At 74.4% G+C, this 18407-nt stretch carries 15 protein-coding genes and 2 pseudogenes; 10 read left to right on the top strand and 7 right to left on the bottom strand.

The features are described from left to right. Positions 1 to 37 precede the first annotated feature (37 nt). From Q5694_RS21270 to Q5694_RS21250, 5 genes and pseudogenes are all read right to left on the bottom strand, one after another. Complete coding sequence (locus tag Q5694_RS21270) at positions 38 to 610, bottom strand: TetR/AcrR family transcriptional regulator (protein WP_333934783.1); 573 nt, start codon at positions 608 to 610, stop codon at positions 38 to 40. A gap of 133 nt (positions 611 to 743) precedes the next feature. Then, a pseudogene (locus Q5694_RS21265) lies at positions 744 to 1001 on the bottom strand (carbohydrate ABC transporter permease); the annotation flags it as partial. 34 nt (positions 1002 to 1035) lie between these two features. Then, positions 1036 to 1173: pseudogene (locus tag Q5694_RS21260) on the bottom strand (sugar ABC transporter permease); the annotation flags it as partial. Positions 1174 to 1195: 22 nt separating this feature from the next. Beyond that, positions 1196 to 2443 (bottom strand): ROK family transcriptional regulator, encoded by a 1248-nt coding sequence (locus Q5694_RS21255; RefSeq protein WP_333934782.1) that lies wholly within the window; start codon positions 2441 to 2443, stop codon positions 1196 to 1198. Between the two features lie 129 nt (positions 2444 to 2572). Beyond that, positions 2573 to 3082 carry an STAS domain-containing protein gene (locus Q5694_RS21250; RefSeq protein ID WP_333934781.1) on the bottom strand — a complete coding sequence of 170 codons (510 nt, stop codon included), beginning with the start codon at positions 3080 to 3082 and terminating at the stop codon, positions 2573 to 2575. Positions 3083 to 3212: 130 nt separating this feature from the next. Here Q5694_RS21250 and Q5694_RS21245 point away from each other — a divergent pair, with 130 nt between their 5' ends. Continuing rightward, entirely contained in the window at positions 3213 to 3563 is a 351-nt protein-coding gene (locus Q5694_RS21245) for a helix-turn-helix transcriptional regulator (RefSeq protein ID WP_333934780.1), read from the top strand. Positions 3564 to 3566: 3 nt separating this feature from the next. On the opposite strand, the gene Q5694_RS21240 is transcribed toward Q5694_RS21245, so the two are convergent. After that, entirely contained in the window at positions 3567 to 4823 is a 1257-nt protein-coding gene (locus Q5694_RS21240; protein ID WP_333934779.1) for an FAD-binding protein, read from the bottom strand. Positions 4824 to 4998: 175 nt separating this feature from the next. Here Q5694_RS21240 and Q5694_RS21235 point away from each other — a divergent pair, with 175 nt between their 5' ends. From Q5694_RS21235 to Q5694_RS21210, 6 genes are all read left to right on the top strand, one after another. Beyond that, the gene (locus Q5694_RS21235; RefSeq protein ID WP_333934960.1) at positions 4999 to 6006 is read left to right on the top strand and encodes a hydroxyacid dehydrogenase; all 1008 of its coding nucleotides are present in this window, start codon (positions 4999 to 5001) and stop codon (positions 6004 to 6006) included. Between the two features lie 124 nt (positions 6007 to 6130). Further along, the gene (locus Q5694_RS21230) at positions 6131 to 7453 is read left to right on the top strand and encodes a radical SAM protein (protein ID WP_333934778.1); all 1323 of its coding nucleotides are present in this window, start codon (positions 6131 to 6133) and stop codon (positions 7451 to 7453) included. A gap of 232 nt (positions 7454 to 7685) precedes the next feature. Then, complete coding sequence (locus Q5694_RS21225; protein ID WP_333934777.1) at positions 7686 to 9173, top strand: cellulose-binding domain-containing protein; 1488 nt, start codon at positions 7686 to 7688, stop codon at positions 9171 to 9173. Positions 9174 to 9370: 197 nt separating this feature from the next. Beyond that, positions 9371 to 10477, top strand: a complete 1107-nt coding sequence (rsgA, locus tag Q5694_RS21220) for a ribosome small subunit-dependent GTPase A (protein WP_333934776.1) — start codon at positions 9371 to 9373, stop codon at positions 10475 to 10477. Between the two features lie 164 nt (positions 10478 to 10641). Further along, positions 10642 to 12060: a DNA-3-methyladenine glycosylase 2 family protein gene (locus tag Q5694_RS21215; RefSeq protein ID WP_333934775.1), complete on the top strand. Its 1419-nt coding sequence runs from the start codon at positions 10642 to 10644 to the stop codon at positions 12058 to 12060. Then, the gene (locus Q5694_RS21210; protein ID WP_333934774.1) at positions 12057 to 12551 is read left to right on the top strand and encodes a methylated-DNA--[protein]-cysteine S-methyltransferase; all 495 of its coding nucleotides are present in this window, start codon (positions 12057 to 12059) and stop codon (positions 12549 to 12551) included. Before Q5694_RS21215 ends, Q5694_RS21210 begins: the two co-directional genes overlap by 4 nt. A 64-nt stretch (positions 12552 to 12615) precedes the next feature. On the opposite strand, the gene Q5694_RS21205 is transcribed toward Q5694_RS21210, so the two are convergent. Further along, positions 12616 to 13098: a DUF456 domain-containing protein gene (locus Q5694_RS21205; RefSeq protein WP_333934773.1), complete on the bottom strand. Its 483-nt coding sequence runs from the start codon at positions 13096 to 13098 to the stop codon at positions 12616 to 12618. Between the two features lie 210 nt (positions 13099 to 13308). On the opposite strand from Q5694_RS21205, the gene Q5694_RS21200 reads away from it, so the two are divergent. The 3 genes from Q5694_RS21200 (at position 13309) to Q5694_RS21190 (ending at position 18393) form a co-directional block, all read left to right on the top strand. After that, positions 13309 to 15252, top strand: coding sequence for a protein phosphatase 2C domain-containing protein (locus Q5694_RS21200; protein WP_333934772.1), 1944 nt, complete (start codon positions 13309 to 13311; stop codon positions 15250 to 15252). Positions 15253 to 15318: 66 nt separating this feature from the next. After that, a complete protein-coding gene (locus tag Q5694_RS21195; protein ID WP_333934771.1) occupies positions 15319 to 17061 on the top strand; it encodes a pyruvate dehydrogenase in 1743 nt (580 codons plus the stop codon). 366 nt (positions 17062 to 17427) lie between these two features. Then, positions 17428 to 18393, top strand: a complete 966-nt coding sequence (locus tag Q5694_RS21190; protein WP_333934770.1) for a LysR family transcriptional regulator — start codon at positions 17428 to 17430, stop codon at positions 18391 to 18393. The last annotated feature ends 14 nt before the right edge of the window (positions 18394 to 18407 follow it).

Below are 18407 nucleotides of genomic sequence, written 5' to 3'. Positions count from 1 at the left end.
GACGAGGACGGCGTGCGGGTCGGCTGAGGTCCGGGCCTCAGCCACGGGGCCAGTTGCCGAGCAGGACGTGCAAGGCGTCGATCGCCCGGTCCCAGGAGGTCTGGACGTCCCGGGGCGCACCGAAGGCGCCGGTGGACTCCAGGGCGCAGTAGCCGTGGAAGGTGCTGCGCAGCAGGCGTACGGCGTCGGTGAGGTCGGGCTCCTGAAGGCCGTAGGCGCGGAGCATGCCGTAGGTGACGTCGGCCGTGCGGCGCATCGCGGGGGAGCCGGCGAGGAGTGCGGGGTCGAGGGTGATCTGGGTGGCCGCGTAGCGGCCGGGATGCCGCAGGGCGTACTCGCGGTAGGCGGCGGCGAAGGCGCCGAGGGTGTCCCGGCCGGGCTCGCGCCCCTCGACCGCCGCCGCGATGCGGTCGATCATCTCGCCGCCGGCCAGGAGCGCCACGCGGGTGCGCAGATCCGCGAGGCTGCGTACGTGGGTGTACAGGCTCGCGTCCTTCACACCGAAGCGGCGGGCCAGCGCGGAGAGGGTGACGTTCTCCAGGCCCGCCTCGTCGGCGAGGTCGGCTGCGGCCGCGACGAGGCGGTCGGGGGTGAGGCCGGCTCTGGGCATGGGGGTGTCGGGATGACCTCTCGGGGCGGGCCGGGCGGCTGCGGACGCAGCCGGGGGACGAGCGTAGTACGCGTCCCCCGGCCGGCGCGCTCAGCGGACGGGCGCGGACACCACCCCGCGCAGCACACCTTGCGGCGTGCCGGTACGGGATGCGGGCGAGGCCGTATCCGGAGAGCGAGCAGGTCAGCAGGATGCCGGCGGTGTGCAGGACGGCGACGACCGCCGAGTTCCACAGGGACCGGGCGAAGTCGACCGTGACGTCGTCGAAGGGTTCGGTGACGTTGTCCCGCCGGACTGCGGTGGGGAACCACTTCCCGTCCTCCCCGGTGATCGGGACGAGGAACAGGACGGCCGCGACGCCGGTCGCGATGTACCGGCCGGTGCTGCCCATGACGCCGCCGCGGCGGGCCCCGGCCGGCTGCGAAGCAGATGAGCGGGGTCGGTACGGCCGCGCCCGCGCTGCCCACGCCGTGTTTCTGGTTCTCGCCGAGGGCCGTCTTGTACGGCTCGACCAGCGGTGGCCGGCCCCAGGTGGCCTGGGGCAGCAGGTGGCAGAACTCGTCGGGCCGGAGTGCCGCGGCGTCGCTAGGGCGCCGGAAGGGTGGCGCGGCTGCGGGGCGGAGTGACGCGCTTGCCGTTCCTCTGCCCCACGGTCTCCAGCGTCCCTTCGAGCGCGAACGTCGCCGCGCCCAGGCACACCGAGTCCGTGGGGATGGGGGAGAGGACGATCTCGGTGGACGCCAGCGGCCGCGGCAGGGCGTGCCGGGTCACGGCCTCGCGCACCGCGTGCAGGAGCGGTTCGCCCAGGGTGCGGGCGACCCAGCCGCTCAGCACGACGACCTCCGGATCGAACAGGTTCACCAGGTCGGCGACGCCCGCTCCCAGGTAGCGGGCGGTCTCCCGGACGGCCCGGCGCGCCACCGGGTCGCCCGCGGCGATCCCGCGGGCCAGCGCGTCGATGGTCGCCGTCTGGTCCTCGGGGTGCAGCAGCGCGCTGTCCGGCGCGACCTCGCGGAGATTGAGCATGATGCCCCGGGCGCCCACGTACGCCTCGACGCAGCCGTGGTTGCCGCACCGGCACAGGCGCCCGTCCAGCACCATCGTGGTGTGGCCCCATTCCCCGGCGCTGTTGCTCACGCCCCGGTGCAGCCCGCCGCCCAGGACGAGTCCGGCGCCCACGCCGGTGCCCAGGTTGACCACCACGGCGTTCCCGCGCCCGCGCGCGGCCCCGAACCACAGCTCGGCCACCGCGCCGGCCCGCAGCGGGTTGTCCAGGTACAGCGGGTACGCGAGACGGTCGGCGAGCAGGCCGAGCAGCGGTACGTCGTGCCAGTCCCAGTCGGGTGCGTACTCGGAGACGCCGGTGGCCCGGTCCACCTGCCCCGGGACGCTCACCCCCACCCCGAGCACCCGGGCGCCCTCCACCCCGGCCCGGGCGACCACCGAGGCGACGGCGGTGGCCACACGGCCGGCCACCTGCTCGGGCAGGCTCTCGCCGGGCCGCACGTCCTGCTCGGCGCGGGCCAGCACGTTCAGCCCCAGGTCGAACAGCTCGACGTGGACGTACGTCTCGGCGATGTCGACGCCGATCAGCGCACCGCCCGAGGTGTTGACCGCGACCAGGCCCCGGGGGCGGCCACCCGCCGAGTCCTCGAAACCCACCTCGGTGATCATGCGGAGGTCGAGCAGCTCGCCGACGAGCGTGGCGACCGTGGCCAGGCTGAGTCCGGTGGAGGCGGCCAACTCCTGGCGGGAGGTGGGCGACTCGGCGATGATCTGGCGCAGCACCTCGTAGCGGTTCGCGGTGCGGATGTCGCGTGATGTGCGCTTCACCGGGTTGCCCCACCCCTTCCAGGCCGACCGGGCGGGTCAGGGTCGGCACCGGCGCGGCGCAAGGCTATGGGGGCGCGACGATGTGCGACAAGGGGTTCGGAAAGGGGCTTGACGAAGTCGGTGCGGAGGTCACGAGGGTGCCGCGGTCAGGTCGCCGACGCGCCGGGCCGGGTCCCCCGTCCCCAGGGTGCCGCCGGTGGGCCGGGCGATCCGCGGCAGGGGGGCGGTCCGCTGCGGGCCCCGCTCCGGGCCGGTGAACAGGGGGCGGGTGCCCGTGAGGGCGAGCAGCCGCTCGACCGCGGGGCCGGCGGCGGTGACGACGACCGTCCTGCCCTGTGCCCGGGCCCGCTCGCGCAGGTCCTGCAACACGTACAGCCCGGCGCAGTCGATGAACCCGACGCCGTCCAGGCGCAGGTCGATGCCGCTGCCCGCCAGGGCGAGCACGTCGTACAGCTCGGGCAGGAGCCGGTGGGCCCCCAGGTCCAGCTCGCCGCGCAGGGTCGCCGTCGTCCGGTCGCCGGCCGCGGTGACGTCGAGCTCCGCCAGGCAGGCCGGGAGGGCCACCCGCGCACCGGCGCCCGCCGCCTCCACGGCGGCCGGCCGGGTGCGGAACCCCGCGGCGTTCGCAGGCTCCGGCATGGCCTCGTTCTCCCTCCGCTCGCCTCGGCTCCGCTCACAGGGTGCCCCTCCGGTACACGTACGTCAACCAATACATGAAACGGAGTGCGTGTTTTTGAGTGCATGAATGTTCGGTCGCTAGAGTTGAGGCATGGATGGAGTGCCCGAGCCACACACCGGATGGACGTTCCTCACCAACCACGCGCGTGTGCTGGCGGCGATCGCCGACAACCACAGCGCCCGCATCCGGGACATAGCGGCCCACTGCCGGCTCACCGAGCGGGCCGTGCAGAAGATCATCGCCGACCTGGAGCAGGACGGTTACCTCTCCCACACCCGGGAGGGGCGCACCAACACCTACCGGATCGACCCCGGCAAGGTGCTGCGCCACCCGGCCGAGGCCGGACTGGGCGTGACCGTGGCCTCGCTGCTGTCCCTGCTGGTCCAGGACGAGGCCGGCCGGACCCCCGCCGCCGGGGAGCGCCCGCACGCCACCGCCTGAGTCTCAGTCCCCGGCGAGCACCTCCCGCACGAAGGCGTTGGCGAAGGTCCCCCGGGGGTCCAGCTCGCGGGCCAGGGCGCGGAAGTCGGCCATCCGCGGGTACAGCCCGCCCAGGACGGACGCGGCAACGGTGAACACCTTCCCCCAGTGCGGCCGCGCCCCGAAGGGGGCCAGCGCCTCCTCCACGCGCCGCACGACCGGCAGCACCGCCGGGGTGTCCGCGACCCAGGTGAAGTGGACCGCGACCGTGTCCCGCCCGTGGGAGGGGCTCAGCCACTGGTCGTCGCCGGCGACCGTGCGCACCTCGCAGGTCTGCAGCACCGGGGCGACGGCCTCACGGATCGCGTCGAGCGCGTGCAGCATCTCGACGGCGTGCCCGCGCGGCATGAGGTACTCCGACTGCAGTTCCGTCCCGCTGCTCGGGGTGAACTCGGCGCGGAAGTGCGGCAGTCGCTGGTGCCACGGCCCCGGCGTGCCGAACTGCTCGGTGCAGTTGACCGCGGGCATGCCCGGCACCGGGTGCATCTTCTCGGCGGCCGGAACGGCCCAGGGGAAGGCGGGCAGCGGCTGGTCGGTGCGCCGCTTGAGCCACACCTGGCGAAAGCCCGGTTCCCGCCAGTCGGTGAAGAGGCTGACGCTGTGGCCCGTCGCCATGACCGTCTCGAAGGTGCCCGCGTCCATGCCCCGGAAGGGCAGTTCGGTGAACACGTGCTGCTCCACCTCGTAGGCCGGCTCCAGGTCCAGGGTGAGCGCCGTGACGACCCCGAGCGCGCCCAGCGAGGTGACGGCCCCGCCGAAGCGCTCCTCGTCCCGGCCTATGGTCACCACCGAGCCGTCGGCCGTGACCAGCTCCACCTCGCGCACGGGCGCCGAGAGCGGGCCGTTCAGCACGCCCGAGCCGTGGGTCCCGGTGGCGACCGACCCGGCCACCGAGATGTGCGGCAGGGACGCCATGTTGGGCAGCGCGAGTCCGTGTCCGTGCACCCGGCGGGCCAGTTCGGCGTAGCGCACACCGCCGCCGACGCGAACCGTGCGGGCCGCGGTGTCGACCTCCACCTCCGGCGGCAGGGCGGCGAGCGACAGCAGGACGCCTTCGGTGCCCGGCTCGGCGATCCGGTTGAACGAGTGGCCGCTGCCCAGCACCCGCACCCGGTCGCTGTCCGCCACCAGCGCGCGCAGCGCGGCGAGCGAGCGCGGCCGGTGCAGCTCCTTGGCCGCGTAGGTGATGTTGCCCGCCCAGTTGGTCACGGTCTCGTTCATCGCGTCGTCCTTCCCCGAGGCAGCCGGGGGCCGGGAAGCCCCCGCCGGAACCTACCCCGGCGGATCCGATTGCCGCCGCCCCCGGCCGGCCCTACCGTGGTCACCTCGCAGGAAGCGGTTTCCGCGCTCGCGGGCCGCCGCGGAGGCGATGTCCCCGACCCGGAAGGCCGGCCCCTTGCACCAGCGCGCCCAGGCACTGTTCGCCATGACGCCGGAGAACGTGCCGCTGCTCTTCCCGCCCGAGGTACTGGCGCGGCTGCGCACATCCGTCGACATCGACCCGGCCCTGGTGGCACGGGACTTCACGGGTGACCGGGTGCGCGAGGTGCTGGCGCGGACCGAGATCCTGGTGACCGGCTGGGGCTGCCCCCCGCTCGACGAGACGGTCCTCGCCGCGGCCCCCCGGCTGCGCGCGGTGCTGCACGCGGCCGGCTCCGTGAAGTCCCTCGTCACCCCGGGCCTGCGCGAGCGCGGCATCACCGTCACCACGGCCGCCGCCGCCAACGCGCTGCCCGTCGCCGAGTACACCCTGGCGATGATCCTGCTCGCCGGGAAGGACGTCTTCGCCGCCCGCGAGCGGCTGCGGACGACCCGTCCCTCCGCGGGCCGGGGCGTCGTGCCCGGCATCGGCAACCACGGCCGCCGCGTCGGTGTCGTCGGCGCCTCCCGCATCGGCCGCCGCCTCCTGGAACTGCTGCGCCCCTTCGACCTGCGCCCCGCTCTGTCCGACCCGTACGTCGGCGAGAAGGAGGCCGCCGCGCTCGGCGTACCCCTGCTGCCGCTGGACGAGCTGCTGCGCACCTCCGGCATCGTCACCGTCCACGCCCCGGCCACTCCCGAGACCCACCGCATGATCGGCCGCCGCGAACTGGCCCTGATGCCCGACGGGGGCGTCCTGATCAACACCGCCCGGGGTGCGCTGGTCGACCACGACGCCCTGGTGGCGGAGCTGCGCGCCGGACGACTGAGCGCGATCCTCGACGTCACCGACCCCGAGCCGCTCCCCGCCGGCTCACCCCTGTACGACCTGCCCGGCGCCTTCGTCACCCCGCACCTCGCCGGCTCCCAGGGCAACGAGCTGGCCCGGCTCGGCCGGACGGTCGCCGAGGAGGCGCAGCGGCTGGCGGCGGGGGAGGAGCCGGCGTACGCCGTCGACTGGGCGACACTGGGACGCGAAGCCTGACGAAGTCCGTACAGAACCGGACGAACAGGGCATCCCTCCCGGCTCGGGGGGACCCGGTACGGGGCCCGCACACCCATGGGCATACCGTGAGGAGTCGTACGTCCGCACCGGGAGGAGAAACGGGATGGGCAGCCGAACCGCGCTGGTCGAGGATCTGATGGAGCGGTTCCCGCACGTACCGCGGGAGGCCGTCTTCAAGGAGGACCTGCTCCGCGGCGGCGTCGCCTTCGACCCGTCCGCGCTCAGCGACAACGAGGACGGCGAGGTCAAGCCGAAGTCGTACTTCATCTTCTCCTTCGACCACGGCACCCTGCCCGAGCTGGGCGAGGCCGCGCTGCGCCGCCCGCCCGAGGAGATCATCCTCACCGGCGGCCCGTACGACCTGCGCCGCACGGTCGTCTCGGTGCGGGTGAACCCCGCCTCGCCCTACCGCGTCGCCGCGAACGAGGACGGCGTGCTCGGCCTCTACCTCGACGGCAGGCGCATCTCCGACGTCGGGGTGCCGCCGATGCCCGAGTACTACCGGCACACCCTCGCCAGCGGGAAGTCGGTCATGGAGGTCGCCCCGACCATCCAGTGGGGCTACCTGATCTACCTCACGGTCTTCCGGGTCTGCCAGTACTTCGGCGCCAAGGAGGAGTGCCAGTACTGCGACATCAACCACAACTGGCGCCAGCACAAGGCCGCCGGCCGCCCCTACACCGGCGTCAAGGACGTGGAGGAGGTGCTGGAGGCCCTGGAGATCATCGACCGCTACGACACGGCGAAGGCCTCCACCGCCTACACCCTCACCGGCGGCGCCATCACCAAGACGGTCTCCGGCCGCGACGAGGCCGACTTCTACGGCCACTACGCCAAGGCCATCGAGGAGCGCTTCCCCGGCCGCTGGATCGGCAAGGTCGTGGCCCAGGCGCTGCCGCGCGACGACGTGCAGCGCTTCAAGGACTACGGCGTGCAGATCTACCACCCCAACTACGAGGTGTGGGACGAGTACCTGTTCAAGATGTACTGCCCCGGCAAGGAGCGCTACGTCGGCCGCGACGAGTGGCACAAGCGCATCCTGGACTCGGCGGAGATCTTCGGCGCGCGCAACGTCATCCCCAACTTCGTGGCGGGCGTGGAGATGGCCGAGCCCTTCGGCTTCAAGACCGTCGACGAGGCCATCGCCTCCACCACCGAGGGTCTGCGCTTCTTCATGTCGCACGGCATCACGCCCCGCTTCACCACCTGGTGCCCCGAGCCCACGACCCCCCTCGGCAAGGCCAACCCGCAGGGCGCGCCGCTGGAGTACCACATCCGGCTGCTCCAGGCGTACCGGCAGACCATGGAGGACTTCGGGCTCTCCTCGCCCCCCGGTTACGGCCCGCCCGGCGCCGGCAACGCCGTCTTCTCCGTCAGCTCCTTCATGGACAGCCTCCCGGCGGACGAACCCACCGCCGTTTCATAACACTTCGATGACACCGCCCCTCCGGACGGTGCGGCGGTGAGTCGACAGGGCGGACGCGCACGTACGGCACTCGGAGACGGGGCCGTGGGGCGCGGCCGCCCTGTTCTGACATCTGAACAGGGCGCTTGTCAGTTGTGCGGGAAGCGTGAAAAGCTCGGCCCCTGCCGCGAGGTTCCCCCCAACTCCTTTGCCGATGTGGTGAGTTGATCTCGCTTGTGGATGCAGGAGACACATGCCCGACCTGCCGACCCCTCAGGACGCCACCGAGGCCGCGCTGTTCTCCGAGTGCTGGGACGCGGTCCTCGCCTACGCCGACCTGTGCACGTCCGGCTCCACCGCCGCCGCACAGCTCGCCCGGGAGGCGTTCGCGCTCGGCATCCGCGAAGCCCGTGATGCCGAAGCCGGCCCCGCCCGCGGCACCGGCCGCCGCCCCGCCCGGCTGCCCCGCATCCCCCTGCTGCTGACCGCCGTCCGCACCACCGCGGCGGCCTGGGAGGACGCCGGGCAGGGCCACAAGCTCGACCCCGACCTGCGGCTGTGGCTCAACTCGGACAAGGCCGCCCGCTACACCGGACCGCCCCTGCGGCGCCCGCTCGCCCTGCGCGGACTGCGCGACCTGCAGCAGGCGGACGCCGAACTGCTGTGGCTCGCCGAGGTGGAGGCGATCCCGCTGCCCACGGCCGCCCGCCGCCTCGGCCTCGACCCGGCCTCCGCCGCCGAGGAACTTCAGCAGGTGCGCACCCTGTTCCGGGACCGCTGCCACCGCAACCACCTCGACACCCCGATGGACGCCCGGTGCCGCAGCTACGCCCGGCTGCTGGACGCCGTCACCCGCTCCGCCACCGCCGACGCCCCCGGCGACCTCTCCCGGCACCTCGCCACCTGCGTGGAGTGCGCCGAGGCAGCCGCCTGCCTGCGCCTGCACGGCGGCGGACTGCCCGGGGCACTGGCCGGCGGGGTGATCGGCTGGGGCGGCCTCGCCTACCTGGAGCGCCGCCGCCGCGCCGCCGAGGTCCGGCTCGGAGCCGGCCGCCCGGGCCCGCCCGACACGGACCCGCGGGACGGGGCGCAGAAGGCGCGGACCGCGCGCAACGGGCTGCTCGTCGCCGCCGTCCTGGTCTCCGCCCTCGCGCTCGGTGTGACGCTGATGCCGTTCGGCGGCTCCGGCGACGACCTCACCGCCCGCGGTGACGGCGGCCGCGAGCCGGTGGCCGACCCCCGCCCGTCCCTGCCGTCCGCCCCCTCGCCGTCGCCCTCGACCTCCCAGCCCTCCGGCAGGGCCGGCGAGGGCACGCGGGGGCCGGACACCCCCCGCTCCTCGCAGGGCGAGAACCGGCACACCGGGCCGCAGGGCACCGCCTCTCCCACCGAGCGCGACGAGCCCCGCCCCGAGCGGAGCCGGCCCCCCGCCTGCCGGGTGGAGTACGACCTGGTCAACCAGTGGCCCGACGGCTTCCAGGCCACCGTCACCGTCACCAGCGCCCGGCCCCTGGACACCTGGCGCGTGTCCTGGTCCTTCCGGGACGGCCAGCAGGTCGGCCAGATGTGGGACGCCGCCGTCTCCCAGGACGGCCCCCGCGTCACCGCCGCCGCCGACTACAACAAGTCCGTCCCCGCGGGCGGCGACCTGAGCTTCGGCTTCCTCGCCTCCTGGCACGGTACGAACTCCCCGCCGTACGGCTTCACGCTGAACGGTCGCGCCTGCGCGAAAAGCGGTTGACGGGGCCGGTCCGTCACGGGATACGGTGACGCCGGTCGCTGCCGCAGGAGCACGACCGATCGAGGAACGAGGAGGTGTCGACCGATGGCTGTCATTGCGATGAGCGCTGCCCGCATCCAGTTCGTCACGTCCACCTCCACGGCCACCGGCTGATCCGACCGAGCGTCGCGCCGGGGCCGGCCTCGAAAGGGTCACCCTTGACTTCCAGCTCCACCTCCAGCGTTTCCTCCGCGCTCGCTCCCTACGGCTGGGACGACGCCTGGGCGGACGCGTTCGCCCCCCACGCCGCCGAAGGGCTGCTGCCCGGACGCGTGATCCGGGTCGACCGCGGGCAGTGCGACGTCGTCACCGCCGGCGGCGTGCTGCGCGCCGACACCGCGTTCGTCACCCCGCACGACCCGCTGCGCGTCGTCTGCACCGGTGACTGGGTCGCCGTCGAGCCCGGCGGCAACCCGCGCTACGTCCGCACCTGCCTGGAGCGGCGCACCGCGTTCGTCCGCTCCACCTCCTCCAAGCGGTCCGAGGGACAGGTCCTCGCGGCCAACGTCGACCACGCCGTCGTCGCCGTGTCCCTCGCGGTCGAGCTCGACCTCGGCCGCATCGAACGGTTCCTCGCACTGGCCTGGGAATCGGGCGCGCAGCCCGTCGTCGTCCTCACCAAGGCCGACCTCGTGCCCGACCCCGTCACGCTGTCCCACCTCGTGCAGGACGTCGAGACCAGCGCGCCCGGCGTGCCCGTGGTGCCCGTCAGCGCCCTGGACGGAGACGGACTCGACGTGGTCGCCGCCCTGGTCGGGAGCGGCACGTCCGTGCTGCTCGGCCAGTCCGGCGCGGGCAAGTCCACCCTCGCCAACGCCCTGCTCGGCGCCGACGTCATGGCCGTCCAGGCCACCCGGGACGTCGACGGCAAGGGCCGGCACACCACCACGACCCGCAACCTGCTCGTCATGCCCGGCGGTGGCGTCCTCATCGACACCCCCGGCCTGCGGGGCGTCGGCCTCTGGGACGCCGGGACCGGTGTGGGGCAGGTGTTCTCCGAGATCGAGGACCTGGCCCAGCGGTGCCGTTTCCACGACTGCGCCCACGAGGCGGAGCCGGGCTGCGCGGTGCTGGCCGCCGTGGAGGACGGCGACCTGCCCGAACGGCGCCTGCACAGCTACCGCAAGCTGCTGCGGGAGAACCAGCGCATCGTCGCCAAGACCGACGCCCGGCTGCGGGCCGAGATCCGCAAGGACTGGAAGCGGAAGGGGGCGATGGGCAAGGCGGCCATGGAGGCCAAGCGCGGCCCCCACTGGCGCGGCTGACCCCCCACCCGCCACCTCAGGCCCTGCACCTCCGGCCCGCCGCGCCACCGGCCCGGCGGGCCGCCCGCCGTCCGGCGGCCGGGTGACGCGCCTGGCCCGCCGGCGGCCGATGCCCTGTCCGATTCCCGCCAGCGGCCGGTCGGCCGACGGCGGAGACTGGACGGGTGAGCGAGCAGAGAACGGACGAGGACACCAGGTACGAGGCCGTGCGCAGCCGTGACGCGCGGTTCGACGGCGTGTTCTTCTTCGCCGTGGAGACGACCGGCATCTACTGCCGGCCGAGCTGCCCGGCGGTGACCCCGAAGCGGGCCAACGTACGGTTCTTCGCCACGGCCGCCGCCGCGCAGGGCTCCGGCTTCCGGGCCTGCCGGCGGTGCCGCCCGGACGCCGTGCCCGGCTCCGCCGAATGGAACGTGCGCGCGGACGTCGTGGCCCGGGCCGTGCGGCTCATCGCCGACGGCGTGGTCGACCGGGAGGGCGTCACCGGACTCGCCGCACGCCTCGGCTACAGCGCACGGCAGGTGCAGCGCCAGCTCACCGCCGAACTCGGCGCCGGCCCGGTCGCCCTCGCCCGGGCCCAGCGGGCGCACACCGCGCGCGTTCTGGTGCAGACGACCGGACTGCCGATCACCGAGATCGCCTTCGCCGCGGGCTTCTCCAGCGTGCGCCAGTTCAACGACACGATCCGGGCCGTGTACGCCGCGTCCCCGAGCGAGCTGCGCGCCGCGGCGCCCCGCGGCGGCCACGGCCGGGGCCCGGCCGGCCCGGACGCAGGCATCCCGCTCCGTCTCGCCCACCGCGGCCCGTACCAGTCCGGCCCCGTCTTCGACCTGCTGCAGCGCGAGGCCGTGGCCGGCGTCGAGGAGATCAGCGGCCCGCCCGGCACCCGCACGTACCGGCGCACCCTCCGGCTGCCGTACGGAACCGGCATCGTGGCCGTCGCCGAAGGCACCGGCACCGCCCGGACCGCGTCCGGCGCCGCCCACCCCGGCGGCTGGCTCGACGCCCGGCTGCACCTCAGCGACCTGCGCGACCTGACCACCGCCGTCCAGCGGCTGCGGCGGCTGTTCGACCTGGACGCCGACCCCTACGCCGTCGACGGCCGCCTCGGCACCGACCCGCGGCTCGCCCCCCTGGTCGCCGCCCGCCCCGGCCTGCGCTCCCCGGGCGCCGCCGACCCCGAGGAACTCGCGGTGCGCGCCTTGGTGGGACACGCGGAGGCCGAGCGGCTGGTACGCCGGTACGGCAAGGCCCTCGACGCCCCCTGCGGGAGCCTCACCCACCTCTTTCCCGAACCCGCCGTCCTCGCCGGGGCCGAACCCGGCGGCGCCCTCGGCGCGCTCACCGCGGCCCTCGCCGACCACGCCGTACGCCTCGACCCGGGCGCCGACCGGGAGGCCGCGCAGGACGCCCTGCGGGCCGTGCCCGGACTGGACGCCCGTACCCTCGCCGAGATCCGCGCCCGCGCCCTCGGCGATCCGGACGCCGCCCCGCCCGGGCTCGACGTCCCCGACGCCTGGCGTCCCTGGCGCTCGTACGCCCTGAACCACCTGCGCGCAGCAGGGGAGTGGGAGATCCGATGAACCCCCAGACCTACTGGACCAGCGTGGCGAGCCCGCTCGGGCCGCTGCTGCTGACCGCCGCCCCTTCCGGCGAGCTGACCTCGGTGTCCGTGCCCGGGCAGAAGGGCGGCCGGGAGGTGCGCGACGACTGGCGGCGCGACACCGGGCCCTTCCGCGAGGCCGAGGAGCAGCTCGCGGCCTACTTCGCCGGTGACCTGAAGGAGTTCTGCCTGGCGTGGCGCACCGAGGGCTCGGCCTTCCGGGAGAAGGTCTGGGCGGCACTCGACGGCATCCCCTACGGCACGACCGTCACCTACGGGGAGATCGCCGCGCGCATCGGGGCGCCCCGGGCGGCGGTCCGGGCCGTGGGCGGGGCGATCGGCGCCAACCCGCTGCTGGTCGTGCGGCCCTGCCACCGGGTGGTCGGGGCGGGCGGCGCGCTCACCGGGTACGCGGGCGGCCTGGACCGCAAGGTGCGGCTGCTGACGCACGAGGGGGTCCTCGAAGCCTGACCGGCCTTCTCGGAGCCTGACCGGCCTTCTCGAAGCCTGACCGGACTCCTCGGCGGCGGGCCGGTCAGCCCCAGATCACCGCGCCCGCCCAGGCCGCCGCGATGAGCTGGCAGGTGAACAGTTCGACCAGGATGCCGGAGCCGCCCGAGCGCAGCACCGTGCGCAGGGCGGCGACCGCGTCGGCGTGCCGCCCCAGCCGCATTCTCTCGAAGAGGTAGATCCCGCCTAGGAAGCCGGGGATCGCGCCCAGGACCGGGACCAGGACGAAACCGAGGAGGGAGCCGGTGCCGGCGTACGTCAGCATGCGGCGGGTGGTGCCGCCGGGACGCAGACGGCGGGGCGGCAGCGCCCAGCGCACCGCCTGGGAGAGCAGGAGCAGGACCGTCGCCCCGACCAGGACCCACCAGGCGACGGGGTGCGGGTCCCTGAGCGCCCACCACAGGACCGCGGCCCACACCAGCCACGACCCGGGCATGGCGGGCAGCAGCACACCGTACAGACCGAGCAGGATGACCAGCCCGACCAGCAGGAGGTCCCACACTCCCATCTGACCAGACTGCCGGAAGCCGGGAGGAGGCGCAGGTCAGCAGCGTGACGGGGGGCCACCTCCGCAGGTCGGCGGGCCGGGCGGCCCCCATGCGCTTGATCGCACGGCCGTTCCACTGATCACCCGAGGTGCCGGTCACGGAGGGGCGGCGGGCCGGTTTTTTCCACAAGCCCCGTTTTCATCCGGCTCGCGCGGTGGACAATCGGGGGCATGAGCCAGCAGGGGGGAAGGCCCACCGGTCACGAGGACGACTGGTGGAGGCAGTTGTACGAGGACTCCACCGACGACACGGGCCCGGCACCGGGCCCGGATTCGCTGGACGACCGCTTCGCCTCGGCGGCGGGGACGGTGACCGGACGGCCCGTCGTACCGTCGCCCCGGGCCGGCGCCGACGACCTGCCGGCCCCGCCGCGCGCCCCCTGGGAGCCACCGCCGTCCCGCCCACCGGGCCCGGTCACCTTCCCGACGGCCGGCCGGCCGTCGGGCTCCGCCGGACAGCGGCCGGAGGACGAGGGGCGATCGGTCGAGCGGCCACCGGCCGAGCGGCGATCCGCTGAACCGCGAACGACTGAGCAGCCGCCGGGTGATGGGCGACGGACCGGATGGTCAACGGCTGAGCGGCCGCCGGGGGACCAGCCGACTTCGGCGGGCAGCCCGGCCCCCACCGCCCCCACCGCCCCCGCCACCCCGGCATCGGCCGCCGGCCCGGACCCCGCCGTACCCGCCCCCACCGCCCCCGCCACCCCGGCATCGGCCGCCGGCCCGGACCCCGCCGTACCCGCCACCCCGGCACCCGCCACCCCGGCATCGGCCGCCGGCCCGGACCCCGCCGTACCCGCCACCCCGGCACCCGCAGCCCCGGCATCGGCCGCCAGCCCGGAGCATCCCGCTGCGGCCCCGCCCCCCGCGCCCGAGATGCCCCCGGCCCCACCGCCTCCTGCGGCACCGCCGGCCTGGCCCGGCGGGCCCGGCCGGACGCCGACGGTGGCCGACGCGTCCTCCGTCCCGCCCCCGCCCCCGCCCGCGGATCCGCCGTCCGCGCCGCCGGAGCCTCCCGGCCCCGGCTCCCCGGCGGAGCCGTACCGTGCGGTCGGGACCGTCTCCGTGCCGCCGCTTCCCACCGGGCCGCCACCGGAACCGGTGGTGGAGCGGCCGGAGCCCCGGATCGAGTGGCCCGCCGGGACTCCGGGGCCCCGGGGGCACGTCGGCTCCCGGCCGCCCACCTACGAGGCCGAACCCACCGCCCTGCCCGCCGCCGACCCGGACGACCTGGGCGACCTCGTCGCGGACACCGTGCTCGACGGGGCCCGTTACGGCGCCTGCACCCTGCGGGCCGTGTCCGTGCGGGGCGACTCGGCGCGGTACCGGGGTGAACCGCGGCGCGACTCCCTGCTCACCGCGCGGTTCGGGACGGGCGAGCAGGCGCTGCTGCTGGTGGCGATGGCGACCGGGGCCCGTGCCACGCCGGGCGCGCACCGGGCCGCCGCCGAGGCGTGTCACTGGATCGGCCGTGCGGTGGGACGCAGTCACGCACGCCTGGTCGAGGACATCAGAGGCGGCCGACGGGGCGACCTCAAGTCCGGACTGCACCGCCTCACCGACCGAAGCCTCGGCAAACTCCGCGCCGGCGCCAGCGAACAGGGCGTCACCCCGGAGGAGTACGCGGCCAGCCTGCGGTGCCTGCTGCTGCCCGCCGACCCCGCATGCCGCACCCGCGTGTTCTTCGGCGTGGGACCCGGCGGGCTGTTCCGGCTGCGGGAAGGGGAGTGGCAGGACATAGAACCTCAGGTCACGGACGTCCGGGGCGAGGCGGTCCTGGGCTTCGGGTCGCCGCCCTCCGAGACCTCCGAGGGCGACCGGCTCACCATGGACCTCGGCATCCCCACCCCGCCGAGCCCCTACGAGCCGGCCCCGGAGGCGCCCCGCGAGCCCTTCCGCTTCCGCACCTCCGTCGCCCGCCCGGGTGACACCCTCCTGATGTGCAGCGGCGGCCTCGCCGACCCGCTGCGCGGTGAACCCGAACTGGGCGAGTACCTCGCCGAGCGGTGGTCCCTGCCGGAGCCGCCCGGCCTGGCCGCGTTCCTCGCCGACTCCCAGGTACGGGTCAAGGGTTACGCGGACGACCGTACGGCCGCGGCGGTGTGGGAGGCGTGAGCGCGCGGCGTGTGAGGTGATGGAACCCGGAGGGATCCCAGGGAACCGAAGGGGCAGACGAGAACCATGGCCAAACAGAACGTCGCGGAACAGTTCGTCGACATCCTGACCCGCGCCGGGGTCAAACGCCTCTACGGAGTCGTCGGCGACAGCCTCAACCCCATCGTCGACGCAGTCCGCCGCAACTCCGCCATCGACTGGATCCACGTCCGGCACGAGGAGACCGCCGCCTTCGCCGCCAGTGCCGAGGCCCAGATCACCGGCGGCCTCGCCGCCTGCGCCGGTTCCTGCGGCCCCGGCAACCTGCACCTCATCAACGGCCTCTACGACGCCCACCGTTCCATGGCCCCGGTCCTCGCCCTGGCCTCGCACATCCCCTCCAGCGAGATCGGCCTCGGCTACTTCCAGGAGACCCACCCCGACCGGCTGTTCGCCGAGTGCAGCCACTACAGCGAGATGATCTCCAGCCCGCAGCAGATGCCGCGGCTGCTGCAGACCGCCATCCAGAACGCCGTCGGCCGCAGCGGCGTCAGCGTCGTCACCCTGCCCGGGGACATCGCCGACCGGCCCGCCCCGGAACAGGCCGCCGAGACCGCCCTCGTCACCTCCCGGCCCACCGTGCGTCCCGGCGACGCCGAGATCGACCGGCTGGTCGAGATGATCGACGAGGCCGGCAAGGTCACCCTCTTCTGCGGTAGCGGCACGGCGGGAGCGCACGCGGAGGTCATGGAGTTCGCCGGGAAGATCAAGTCCCCGGTGGGCCACGCCCTGCGCGGCAAGGAGTGGATCCAGTACGACAACCCCTACGACGTCGGCATGAGCGGACTGCTCGGATACGGCGCCGCCTACGAGGCCACCCACGAGTGCGATCTGCTGATCCTGCTCGGCACCGACTTCCCGTACAACGCGTTCCTTCCCGACGACGTGAAGATCGCGCAGGTCGACGTGCGGCCCGAGCACCTCGGCCGCCGCTCGAAGCTGGACCTCGCGGTGTGGGGCGACGTGCGGGAGACGCTGCGCTGCCTCATCCCGCGGGTGAAGGAGAAGAAGAACCGCCGTTTCCTCGACCGGATGCTCAAGAAGCACGCCGACGCACTGGAGGGGGTGGTGAAGGCCTACACCCGCAAGGTCGAGAAGCACACGCCGATCCACCCCGAGTACGTGGCGTCCGTGCTGGACGACGTCGCCTCCGACGACGCGGTGTTCACCGTCGACACCGGCATGTGCAACGTCTGGGCGGCCCGTTACCTCTCGCCCAACGGCCGCCGCCGCGTCATCGGCTCCTTCTCGCACGGTTCGATGGCCAACGCCCTGCCCATGGCGATCGGCGCGCAGTTCACCGACCGCAAACGGCAGGTCGTGTCGATGTCCGGTGACGGCGGCTTCTCCATGCTGATGGGCGACTTCCTCACGCTGGTGCAGTACGACCTCCCGGTGAAGGTCGTCCTGTTCAACAACTCCTCGCTCGGGATGGTCGAGTTGGAGATGCTGGTCGCCGGCCTGCCCTCGCACGGCACCGCCAACAAGAACCCGGACTTCGCAGCCGTCGCCCGTGCCTGCGGTGCCTACGGGGTGCGCGTCGAGAAGCCCAAGGACCTCGCCGGGGCGCTCAAGGACGCCTTCAAGCACAAGGGCCCGGCCCTCGTCGACGTCGTCACCGACCCCAACGCGCTGTCCATCCCGCCGAAGATCAAGGCCGAGATGGTGACCGGGTTCGCCCTGTCGGCCTCGAAGATCGTGCTGGACGGGGGCGTCGGCCGCATGCTCCAGATGGCCCGCTCCAACCTCCGCAACGTGCCCCGGCCATAGGGCCCCGCGCATCGGCCCGCCGTCCGGCCGCGACGCCGCCCGGCGGGCCCCCGGCACCTGACATCTGTCAGGACCGGCGCGGCCGGCGCCCTCCTAGTCTGGCGGAGCCCGAACACCCCGCCCCGCCGGACCAGAAGCAAGGAGCGCCATGCCGCTGTGCGTCCATGCGGCCGCGGTGCGGAGGGAGGTCACTCCCGATGCCCGGGGCCGGACCGAGGCACTACCAGTACCACCCCCGCCACCACGCGTTCGTGCCGCGAACCCGGGTGCCCGGGCACCCGGTGGCCGTCCCGCGGCTGCCGCCCGGGGCGCTCGCGGGCGGCAGCGGGCGGTCACCGTCCCCGTCCGCTCGACGAGGTGCGGTTCATGACCGCGGTCGGTGAGACCTGTGGGACCGGCTCGGTGAGCAACGAGTCCGCGGCGGAGCCCAGCATCCACCAGCTGCGCCTGTTCCTCGTTCTCGGGGAGACCCGGCATTTCGGGCGCGCTGCCGCTTCCCTCTTCATCAGCCAGTCCGCGCTGAGCCAGCAGATCCGTGGTCTGGAACGACGCCTGGGAGTACGGTTGTTCGAGCGCACGAACCGGACGGTCGATCTCACCGACGCCGGGCGGACACTGCTCCCCGCAGCCCGGGCAGCGGTCGACGCCATGGTCCACCTGCGACGCACGGCCGACTCGCAGGTACGTCGCCTCTCGGGCCGGCTCGTCGTCGGGACCGTCGGGGCCGAGGCCGCCATGCCGTACACCCACGCCGTGCTGCGGGCCTTGCAGGCGGACCGTCACCCGCAGCTCACGGTGGACATGGTCACCCTGAACGCCTACCGGTTCGCTGCCGCCCTCGAACAGCGGGAAGTCGACGTGGTCTTCCTGCGGCCTCCCGTGCCGCAGGGCATAGAGCTGCACCGACTGGCCAGCGAGCCCCGGGTGGCGTGCCTCCCGGCCGACGACCCCCTGGGGCAGCAGCCCGGCATCACGCTCGCCCAGCTCGCCGGCCGCCCCGTGGTCGACTGGCCCGCGCAGACCCCGCGCGAGTGGCGGGCCTTCTGGGCCGTCGACCCCCGGCCCGACGGCAGTCCCGTGCGGTACGGGCCCGTGGTGACGGACATGGAGACGCTGCTGCACACCGTGGCCCGCGGAGAGGCCATGTGCTTCCTGCCGGCGGCGGCCCGGGACCTCTTCCCCCGGCCGGGCGTGCGCTACGTCGACGTCGACGACCTGCCGCCGTCCACCTCAGCCCTCGCGTGGCTCACCGAGCGCCGTGACGAACCCGCCATCGCCGCCGTCCGGCACGCCGCCCGGGCCGCCACCCGGAGCCTCCGGCTCCGGCGCTGACCGCGCCGCGCTCC

It is taken from the genome of Streptomyces sp. AHA2 (assembly GCF_036857595.1).
GTDB lineage: Bacteria > Actinomycetota > Actinomycetes > Streptomycetales > Streptomycetaceae > Streptomyces.
This window is presented reverse-complemented; position numbering and strand designations above follow the sequence as displayed.

Excerpts from the sequence above, each read along its gene's own strand:
- Q5694_RS21250 (WP_333934781.1), bottom strand. The coding sequence starts at position 3,082 with ATGCCGGAGCCTGCGAACGCCGCGGGGTTCCGCACCCGGCCGGCCGCC.
- Q5694_RS21205 (WP_333934773.1), bottom strand. The coding sequence starts at position 13,098 with ATGGGAGTGTGGGACCTCCTGCTGGTCGGGCTGGTCATCCTGCTCGGT.
- Q5694_RS21210 (WP_333934774.1), top strand. The coding sequence starts at position 12,057 with ATGAACCCCCAGACCTACTGGACCAGCGTGGCGAGCCCGCTCGGGCCG.
- Q5694_RS21240 (WP_333934779.1), bottom strand. The coding sequence starts at position 4,823 with ATGAACGAGACCGTGACCAACTGGGCGGGCAACATCACCTACGCGGCC.
- Q5694_RS21225 (WP_333934777.1), top strand. The coding sequence starts at position 7,686 with ATGCCCGACCTGCCGACCCCTCAGGACGCCACCGAGGCCGCGCTGTTC.
- Q5694_RS21195 (WP_333934771.1), top strand. The coding sequence starts at position 15,319 with ATGGCCAAACAGAACGTCGCGGAACAGTTCGTCGACATCCTGACCCGC.
- Q5694_RS21200 (WP_333934772.1), top strand. The coding sequence starts at position 13,309 with ATGAGCCAGCAGGGGGGAAGGCCCACCGGTCACGAGGACGACTGGTGG.
- Q5694_RS21190 (WP_333934770.1), top strand. The coding sequence starts at position 17,428 with ATGACCGCGGTCGGTGAGACCTGTGGGACCGGCTCGGTGAGCAACGAG.
- Q5694_RS21230 (WP_333934778.1), top strand. The coding sequence starts at position 6,131 with ATGGGCAGCCGAACCGCGCTGGTCGAGGATCTGATGGAGCGGTTCCCG.
- Q5694_RS21270 (WP_333934783.1), bottom strand. The coding sequence starts at position 610 with ATGCCCAGAGCCGGCCTCACCCCCGACCGCCTCGTCGCGGCCGCAGCC.
- Q5694_RS21245 (WP_333934780.1), top strand. The coding sequence starts at position 3,213 with ATGGATGGAGTGCCCGAGCCACACACCGGATGGACGTTCCTCACCAAC.